The organism is uncultured Ligilactobacillus sp. (genome assembly GCF_948826705.1).
Classification (GTDB): Bacteria; Bacillota; Bacilli; order Lactobacillales; family Lactobacillaceae; genus Ligilactobacillus.
The window spans coordinates 1-7,860 of record NZ_CAQLEL010000104.1 but is presented as its reverse complement, the minus strand read 5'-3'; the positions used below and the strand labels follow the sequence as shown (position 1 = coordinate 7,860).

Sequence of the window (7,860 nt, the reverse complement as noted above, 5' to 3'; positions counted from 1 at the left end):
GTTTTGATCGTGGGTATAAAGGCAGCGTGTTTTACTTTAGGTATATAGAACAAGAGAAAGGAATGAACAGGATGGATCAAGCTAAAAAAGAAAAACTCAGAGACTTCTTCAATCAGTTTTTTGATGATGCAGATAATGATGATACAAGTTTTCAAGAAGCCAAGGAGAAATTAAAGAAATTACGAAAAAAACTCCGGCGTTCTCCCAAACTTGTCCCTCAACCGATAAAGATCAGATAGCCAACTTATGTCACAGACTCAGGAAAATAAATATAAAAGTTTATAAATTCCATTTTACAAGGAGAGTCACAATGAAAAAAGAAGCAAAAAAGATCGTTACTTGGGAGCTAAAAAACCCAGCTGAACCAATGGTCACGTTATCCCAACCGACTGGTACGCAATTTGCTAGGCGCTATTCACAGATGATCGTTGCGCTTTATAAACATTATGGTCAAACGATATCTAAGAAGAAAGTTTTTGAGATGGTTACTAAAGCTATCGACCAAAGTTATAAACCTAGCGTATCTGATAATGTCTATAGGTTGATCCCCATAGTCAATATTTTTCAGAGAAAAGAAACTTTTAATGAACTACTTACGATAGGTGAGCAGATCGGGGATGACTTGATCGCTGAATTCGAACGCTATGGTAATGTTGACTTCTTTACCTTACAGAAGATCGTAGAGCGAGCACTGGAATTATCTTAAAAATATTTAACTAAAAAATGCCAAAAGTATTTTAATTGACCGCAACTTATAGTAAGATATAGCTGATTTTAAAGAAATGCAGTGTGGCATTTGTGGTCTTTGGTGCGGTAGCTTATCTAAAAAATTAGTAAGAAAATGAATAAAGACTGCAAAAACATAGCAATTTGGCAATTATTAGTTAGGGGGACATTATGCAAAAGAGAAAAAAATGGATCTTACTTGGGTCTGCTTTTTTGATCATTGGGTGCATTTGGCTGACCTTTTTTTATGGCAGTGGCCAAAAAAGTAGTGTCGTCAAATTTCAAGATGGGACAGTTTATCGTGGGACGACTGAAGATGGCAAGCTTGTCTCAGGTGTCTTGTACTTAAAAAATGGTGATACCTATACAGGATCATTTAAAGATGGTCACTTCGAAGGTCGTGGCGTGTATAAGTCGCATGAAGGTTGGTCTTTTAAAGGCAATTTTCATCGTGGTGTCGCACAAGATCAAGGTAAACTACTAAAGGATGGCAAAGTTATCCAAGCAGGAAAATATGATAAAGGAGCGTATCAGGAAAAATGAGAATCAAATGGTTTAGTTTGATCCGGATAACAGGTCTGATCTGTGTGTTACTTTATCACTTCTTCCAGATGCGCTATACGGGTGGCTTTATCGGAGTAGATATCTTCTTCACCTTTTCAGGCTATCTGATCACAGCCTTAGCATTGGATGAGTTCAGTCGATCGAATAAGTTTGCACTTCGAGATTTTTATTATCGGCGCGTTATGCGGATCTTACCACCGTTGATCTTGATGATCTGTATCGTTTTACCATTTACGCTTTTAGTTGGTAAAGATTACATTACCGATCTTTTTCATCAGATCGTAGCAGCGTTAGGCTTTGTGACTAATCTCTTTGAGATCAACACAGGTGGGACATACGAATCGCGCTTCATCCCACATCTTTTTGTGCATACATGGTCATTAGCCATCGAAGTGCAATTTTACTTAGTTTGGGGTTTTGTGCTCTACTTACTAACAAAGTTTACAACAACGGTAAAGCAATTTCGAAAACGTGTCTTTTTAAGTTCAGCTCTTTTGGCTGGTGGAAGTGCATTAGTTATGTACTTACGCGCGCAACAGCTGACGGAATTTTCACCGATCTATTTTTCAAGTATCGCTCATATCTTTCCCTTTTTTGTCGGAAGTATGCTAGGGGCGCTTGCGGGGATCCAAGATCTGATGCCGGCTTTTAGTGCGAATATGGCCAAGCATTGGACCAAGACACGTGCCTTGCTCTTTATGAGTGCAAATCTGATCTGTTTATTTATCTTAGCCTATTTCCTGCGTTTTGATCAGCGAGAAACATATATGTTTGGCTTTTTATTAGCTAGTTTATTTGCAGCAGGTGCGATCTTAGGGGCTAACATCTTACACCGCAAGACGCCAGATACCAAAGAACCATTTATCTTTGGTTATCTAGCTGATATCAGCTACAGTGTGTATCTCTTCCATTGGCCGTTATTTGTGATCTTTTCTAAGTTATATAGCAACTGGGTCGCAGCTTTGATCACGACTGTCTTGTCGGTCCTATTCGCTAGTGTTTCGTATTATTTCTTAGAACCACTGCTGCGGGGCAAACAGGTTGAAGTCTTGGATAAAAAGATCGAATTCAAGCATATTATGGCTCCTTTAGGTGGATCTTTGACATTAGCGATCGGTTTTGGTGTATTTCTTTGTCTACAAGCGCCAAAGATCTCTTCGTTGGAACAAAGTCTAATGCTTGGTGGGATCCAACAAGATATCAGTAAGCTTGAAGTAGCTTATGCCAAGGCCACTGCACCAAAAGACCAGCCGACTACGAGACAAGAGAACAATATTCCAGCCGGAACAACGATCATCGGTGATAGTGTTACGCTGGGAAGTCGAAGCTATCTGTTAGAACACATGCAAAATGTAGATATCGATGCAGAGGGCAACCGCACGATGAACCTTGCCTATGACGTTTTGATGGGGCTTCAAAACAGTGGACAATTGCGCAAAGATGTGGTGATCTGTATCGGGACCAATGCCTTAGATGATTATCAAGAGCAAACGCAAAAAGTCATCGATGATCTAAAACCTGGGCACCACTTGATCTTTATCACTCCACACGATGGACATGCTGATTCTTCGTATAATTCATATAAATTAGGCGTGTGGGAGCGAACCTTACCTAAGAAGTATGACTTTATCACGATCGGCGACTGGGATGAAGTGGCAAGAGCTCATCCTGAGGTCTTTGAAGGTACGGATGGAACGCATTTTGGTGGACGTGAAAATGCAAGCCAACTCTACCTAGAATGTATCCAAGATGCGATCAAACGTGCCCAAAAGACACCGGTCAAAAAATAATTACTGACAGCAGCAAAGTATTTTTGTTGCTGTTTTTTGTAGTATCACGAGAATAAAGCTCTCAGCTAAAAAAAGATCTAGGTGAACGTGTCATCAAAGTCAAAAAAATAGGTGCAAATTTTTCTGGGTGCATGGGGAAATCATCGCTCAACCAAGTAGAGATGACCGCAAGCAGATGATCGGTCAATAAATTGATCGTTTTTTCCTGCGAGAGTGGCGAATTCAACGGGGGATATTTAGCTAAATATGTCAAGGTGATCGTGGAGTATCTTACATGCAGATAACGGCGCCACTTTAAGTCGATATTAGTACTATAGAGGACCCTGAGCCATTCGCGATGTTGGTATACTAGCGGTAAGATATATTGGGCGATTCCATTATAGATCTCAGACGGTGGCAGAGTAAGGACTTTTTGTTCAAAAGTTTTCAATATTTGTTCATCGATAGTCACGTGGATATCTTCAAAGATCTCAGCTACATTTTTAAAATGCTTTTGGTAGATGGCTTGGCGTGAGAGTCCAGCCTCGGTAGCGATCTCGGTTATAGTCAAATGAGTGCGTTCTTTGTTTTTTAAAGCCAAACGCATGACGGCATTGATGATCATTTCACGTGTTTCTCGCATAAATCATCATTTCCTTTCGATAAAAAATTGTCACTGTGTCGTTTGATACAGTGATCTTGTTTTGTTTACAGGGAAAATAGTTGTCAAAGTGTCAATTTTTAGGCATATATTTCTTAGAGAAGATAGGATACACTGAAAGCGTGGATAAAGGCTATATCCACAAGCGTTGCAGTATGTAGATAGAAAGTCGAGTATGTTAACTACGATCATTCAGGTAGCTGGGACTTTGGGGATTCCAACAGCTACAGCTACAGCAGTTGTCAATATCATTTTAAACACTGGTACGCTCGCATATTGAGCAAAAAATATTAGATCCATTTTGATTTAGGATTGTAACATATCGTATCGTTTTTTACCATAGAAATAATTTTATGAATTAATACTTATATTTGATCTGTCGTTTGAAGAGCGAAAGCAAGGTGAAGCAGATGAAAAATAAAAAGATCATACCATTAGCGCTATGTTTTAGCTTATTTATCGTGTATAGTGCTATTTTGTATCTAAGACAAGATGATCAATTGTTAAAGATCTTAGCAGTTTTGGTGATCATACCACTTATTTCAGTGATCCTTGCGAAGACATTTTATAGTAAGTGATGAAATATTTATCTATATTGTAAAAAGAGGGTATCCGTCAATTAAAAGGGATGCCCTCTAAATGTGTATATTTGACACAAGTTGCTTAGGAAATTATCGAACCGATGAAATACATAGTAGCGCTCAGCGTCATTAGATAATACGCGTACAAACAGTATAAATAGTATTTTGATTCTGAGGGGGCAAAAAAGAATTCTGATTCTTGATCCAATGCTAATAAGAGCAAAAATTCGGAAAAAAAGTGAAGATCACTCGTCAGGATATGAGTAAAAAGAAAGATCAGCAATAATGCGTGTTGGATATTACGTAGTTTTTGATATTTTAAAAACAATTATCTTTGATCTCCTTGATCCCTAAGATTTCAGATGCAAGGTCTCTCAAACTCTTTCCAAATTGTTCAATACCTTCACTGGAATTTTTGCCTTTTGCAATTGCGATAAGTGCTTTGGCAGCTTTCTGAACACCACCGGCAGCATTTACAAATTTTTTGATTTTAGCTAATTTTAAGACACCGACAGCTGTGGTTCCAATGGCCCATGAAATAGAAGTAATGCACCACCCAAGTCCTCTTTTAGTGCGCTCCCCTGTAAATTTTAAATTTACACCATTTTCAAGCATAAAACGATCGATTTCAGCTTGATCTGACCTATCAAGCATATCTTGTGGTAATTTTTCCACTGCAGTAAGAAGAGTTACTAGCGAAGTGGGGGATAGATCAGCAAGCAAAGAATCTACCGACTGATGTGTATTTTGAGTGTTTGTTTGGCTAGCAAATACAGGAACTGTATGCACGACTGTGAGATCAAGCAGTAGTGTGACAAAGAACAATACGACAAACTTTTGAACTTTCATAGCTTAACGCCTCCTAATAAATAAACGTTACTGCATTATCCAACTATTCAAGTGATCTTTCTTTGTGAGCCAAATTATAAAAGGGATTCTCCAAAGTGTAAAGTTATAATTGTATTAAATATAACTAATTGTTTTTTATAAGCCGAGCAAAATAAATGATTACAGCTAACTTTTAGTTATACTATAAAAGAGAAGAAAAAGTAGGAGGGTATTGTTATGGATAAAAAAGATGAGCGAACAATTGAGACTCCAAAACAAAAAGCTAACAAAGCTGTGCATACAGCAGCACTCGGAGCAGCCACGGTTGCTGTTACCCCGATCCCGTTTGCTGATGCTGTCGCTTTGATGCCGATCCAGACTGCAATGATCGTTCAGATCTACCGCGCCTATGGCAAAAAAGTATCCAAAGGTATGGTCCAAGGTGTGCTCAAATCGACTTTTGCAACGACACTGGGACGCAGTTTGGCGGGAAATTTATTTAAGCTCGTTCCTGGAGCTGGGAGCATAGTGGGTGGCACGATCAGTGCTGGAGTTGCTGTTTCCGTAACAGAAGCGATCGGGCAAGTGTTGATCAAGGAGTTTGAAGATGGCAATTCACTTGATCTTGAAAGTCTAAGTTCGGTCATCTTAACAGCGATCGCGATCGCTACCAAGAAAAAATAAAGGGATGTATAAAATGAAACGCTACAAGACGCTACTTTTTGATGTTGATGATACCTTACTTGATTTCCATGCCGCCCAAGATCAAGCACTCGACCAACTATTTACGTCAGTCGATATCGAGCCGACCGCTACGGTAAAACAGGCCTATGCAACATATAATCAAGGATTGTGGGAAAAGTTAGAACGAAATGAGATCACACGTGATGAGTTGATGGCGACACGGTTTCCGACTTTTTTTAAGGAGCATTTTGGCAAAAAATTAGCTAATAATAGCTTAAATGATCGTTATTTACAGTTTTTAGCTAATGGTCATCAGGCGCTCCCTGGGGCACGGGAATTATTGGAAGATCTAGCTGGGCGTGACTATGAGCTGTATATTGTGACTAACGGTGTTAAATTCATCCAAGAAAAGCGGCTAAAGGAGTCTAAGTTTGATCAATATTTCAAACAGATTTTCATCTCAGAGACGTTAGGTGCCCAAAAGCCGTCACAACTCTTTTTCAAACGTGCTTTTGACCAAATAGCTGGGTTTGATAAAGATAAAACTTTGATCATCGGCGACTCTTTGAGCTCAGATATGTTAGGCGGACAAAATGCTGGGATCGATACGCTATGGTTGAATCGTAAGCAACAAGTGGCTGAGCCTAAGATCAAGATCGATCTGGAAGCTAGTTCGCTTGAGCAGATAAGTGATATTTTAAGCTAAATAAATGAAGTTGTAATCTCTTTGTATGAATGCTATGCTTTGGAAAAAGAAGCAAGAGGGGAAAAATCATGAATTGCATAGTAGAACTATACCATTGTAATTATGAAAGCCGTGTGGAAAGTTTTTTAAAGCATAAAGAGTTACGGATCAGCCACCATAAAGATGACAGTGAGTGGGGCGGAACGGGGATGTATTTTTGGGATAACGAAGGTAATGCAGAATATTGGAAAAAACAAAAAGATGGTAAGGCAGATATTTTTCGTTGTTACGTTAAGTTTGATGCTAGAAATGATTTACTCGATCTGACTGATTTAAATGTTGAAAAGAGATTAGATCAATTTATACGGCTTGCTAGTAAAGAACCAAAACTACAATATTTAAAGAAAGCTTCTATTGGGGATAAAATTGATTTCTTTTGTGAAAAATGTAATGTTAAATTAGTGAAGTTTTTTGGTAAGTATCCTAAAACCCCTCAAACTGAATTGCTTGATTCAGAAAATAGGGTGCAGAAATTAACTAATCAGGTAAAGGTTATATATTGCGTAAAAGAGGGAAATGGTGGAATTTTTACTGGAAACATAGAAAAGAGTTGAATGACATGTCATTGCTTAACAGAATGGATAAGCTGATCGAAGGATTAGAGTCAGGAGATACTAAGTTCCTAGAATCCTTAGATGCTGAATTTTATGAATATGCTCAGTAGCAAAAAGAAAAACGGAATAAACAGATAAAAACTAGTATTTTATTAGATACGGTCGTTTCTGCAACATCTAATTCACTTAAAAAGGAAAAAGGTGTTCAACAGGGGATCAAAAAATATACTACAATTAAAGTAGATCTTGATAATTTAACCTAATGAAGTAGATGTGGCTTAAGGGAGAAAATAACTGTTAATTAAATGCATTAAAATATAATCAAATGTGATGTAATATCTACAAGAAAGATAAAATGTGAGGTAGATATTATGGCGATATTAAAAACAAAAGAAATAGCTGAAAGATCGGGCGTTACTGTTTTAATCCTACAACGCTGGGATAACAATGGGGCTTTAAAAACTTATTGTGCTCCCATGCTAAAGGTGTTATTCTTGATGAAATAATTACTAAAAGAAGTAATGGATAATCAAGTCGACACAATCTTTATTACCTATAAAGATAGATTTATCCGCTTTGGTTATGATTGGTTTGAAAGATTATGTAAGATGCACAATACGGAAATTGTAGTGTTAAATAACATTGAAACTCGTCCTACTCAAGAAATGATCGCCGGGCTTTCCAGCAGTGTACTTGCCATACTTGCGGTTTCCATATGGGAAGAACCATTCCCTATATGGCTGATGTG

General features: G+C 38.1%; 12 protein-coding genes and 1 pseudogene. 11 read left to right on the top strand and 2 right to left on the bottom strand.

The features are described 5' to 3' along the window. The 4 genes from Q9Q35_RS07175 to Q9Q35_RS07160 all read left to right on the top strand — a co-directional run. A partial coding sequence (locus Q9Q35_RS07175) for a hypothetical protein (RefSeq protein WP_304652772.1) occupies window positions 1-239 on the top strand: 239 nt, incomplete at its 5' end. A 71-nt stretch (window positions 240-310) separates the two neighbouring features. Beyond that, window positions 311-706, top strand: a complete 396-nt coding sequence (locus Q9Q35_RS07170) for a hypothetical protein (RefSeq protein ID WP_304652771.1) — start codon at window positions 311-313, stop codon at window positions 704-706. A gap of 191 nt (window positions 707-897) precedes the next feature. Then, complete coding sequence (locus tag Q9Q35_RS07165) at window positions 898-1,269, top strand: membrane-binding protein (protein ID WP_304652770.1); 372 nt, start codon at window positions 898-900, stop codon at window positions 1,267-1,269. Then, a complete protein-coding gene (locus Q9Q35_RS07160) occupies window positions 1,266-3,080 on the top strand; it encodes an acyltransferase family protein (RefSeq protein WP_304652769.1) in 1,815 nt (604 codons plus the stop codon). Before Q9Q35_RS07165 ends, Q9Q35_RS07160 begins: the two co-directional genes overlap by 4 nt. A gap of 61 nt (window positions 3,081-3,141) precedes the next feature. Here Q9Q35_RS07160 and Q9Q35_RS07155 read toward each other — a convergent pair whose 3' ends face one another. After that, window positions 3,142-3,702, bottom strand: a complete 561-nt coding sequence (locus Q9Q35_RS07155) for a TetR/AcrR family transcriptional regulator (RefSeq protein ID WP_304652768.1) — start codon at window positions 3,700-3,702, stop codon at window positions 3,142-3,144. A 193-nt stretch (window positions 3,703-3,895) separates the two neighbouring features. Between Q9Q35_RS07155 and Q9Q35_RS07150 the strand changes: the two genes are divergently transcribed. Further along, entirely contained in the window at window positions 3,896-4,000 is a 105-nt protein-coding gene (locus Q9Q35_RS07150; protein ID WP_304652767.1) for a circular bacteriocin, circularin A/uberolysin family, read from the top strand. A 130-nt stretch (window positions 4,001-4,130) separates the two neighbouring features. Next, complete coding sequence (locus Q9Q35_RS07145) at window positions 4,131-4,298, top strand: hypothetical protein (RefSeq protein WP_304652766.1); 168 nt, start codon at window positions 4,131-4,133, stop codon at window positions 4,296-4,298. Between the two features lie 321 nt (window positions 4,299-4,619). Here Q9Q35_RS07145 and Q9Q35_RS07140 read toward each other — a convergent pair whose 3' ends face one another. Then, window positions 4,620-5,150: a hypothetical protein gene (locus Q9Q35_RS07140; protein WP_304652765.1), complete on the bottom strand. Its 531-nt coding sequence runs from the start codon at window positions 5,148-5,150 to the stop codon at window positions 4,620-4,622. Between the two features lie 216 nt (window positions 5,151-5,366). On the opposite strand from Q9Q35_RS07140, the gene Q9Q35_RS07135 reads away from it, so the two are divergent. The 5 genes and pseudogenes from Q9Q35_RS07135 to Q9Q35_RS07115 all read left to right on the top strand — a co-directional run. Beyond that, on the top strand, window positions 5,367-5,813 hold the full coding sequence (locus Q9Q35_RS07135) for a YcjF family protein (protein ID WP_304652764.1): 447 nt from the start codon (window positions 5,367-5,369) through the stop codon (window positions 5,811-5,813). Between the two features lie 13 nt (window positions 5,814-5,826). After that, window positions 5,827-6,519 (top strand): YjjG family noncanonical pyrimidine nucleotidase, encoded by a 693-nt coding sequence (locus Q9Q35_RS07130; protein ID WP_304652763.1) that lies wholly within the window; start codon window positions 5,827-5,829, stop codon window positions 6,517-6,519. 68 nt (window positions 6,520-6,587) lie between these two features. Continuing rightward, window positions 6,588-7,112 (top strand): hypothetical protein, encoded by a 525-nt coding sequence (locus Q9Q35_RS07125; RefSeq protein ID WP_056959064.1) that lies wholly within the window; start codon window positions 6,588-6,590, stop codon window positions 7,110-7,112. A 371-nt stretch (window positions 7,113-7,483) separates the two neighbouring features. Further along, entirely contained in the window at window positions 7,484-7,618 is a 135-nt protein-coding gene (locus Q9Q35_RS07120) for a hypothetical protein (protein ID WP_304652762.1), read from the top strand. 15 nt (window positions 7,619-7,633) lie between these two features. Continuing rightward, window positions 7,634-7,860: pseudogene (locus Q9Q35_RS07115) on the top strand (hypothetical protein); the annotation flags it as partial.

Excerpts from the sequence above, each read along its gene's own strand:
- Q9Q35_RS07160 (WP_304652769.1), top strand. The coding sequence starts at position 1,266 with ATGAGAATCAAATGGTTTAGTTTGATCCGGATAACAGGTCTGATCTGT.
- Q9Q35_RS07125 (WP_056959064.1), top strand. The coding sequence starts at position 6,588 with ATGAATTGCATAGTAGAACTATACCATTGTAATTATGAAAGCCGTGTG.
- Q9Q35_RS07140 (WP_304652765.1), bottom strand. The coding sequence starts at position 5,150 with ATGAAAGTTCAAAAGTTTGTCGTATTGTTCTTTGTCACACTACTGCTT.
- Q9Q35_RS07170 (WP_304652771.1), top strand. The coding sequence starts at position 311 with ATGAAAAAAGAAGCAAAAAAGATCGTTACTTGGGAGCTAAAAAACCCA.
- Q9Q35_RS07130 (WP_304652763.1), top strand. The coding sequence starts at position 5,827 with ATGAAACGCTACAAGACGCTACTTTTTGATGTTGATGATACCTTACTT.
- Q9Q35_RS07135 (WP_304652764.1), top strand. The coding sequence starts at position 5,367 with ATGGATAAAAAAGATGAGCGAACAATTGAGACTCCAAAACAAAAAGCT.
- Q9Q35_RS07155 (WP_304652768.1), bottom strand. The coding sequence starts at position 3,702 with ATGCGAGAAACACGTGAAATGATCATCAATGCCGTCATGCGTTTGGCT.
- Q9Q35_RS07120 (WP_304652762.1), top strand. The coding sequence starts at position 7,484 with ATGGCGATATTAAAAACAAAAGAAATAGCTGAAAGATCGGGCGTTACT.
- Q9Q35_RS07165 (WP_304652770.1), top strand. The coding sequence starts at position 898 with ATGCAAAAGAGAAAAAAATGGATCTTACTTGGGTCTGCTTTTTTGATC.
- Q9Q35_RS07145 (WP_304652766.1), top strand. The coding sequence starts at position 4,131 with ATGAAAAATAAAAAGATCATACCATTAGCGCTATGTTTTAGCTTATTT.
- Q9Q35_RS07150 (WP_304652767.1), top strand. The coding sequence starts at position 3,896 with ATGTTAACTACGATCATTCAGGTAGCTGGGACTTTGGGGATTCCAACA.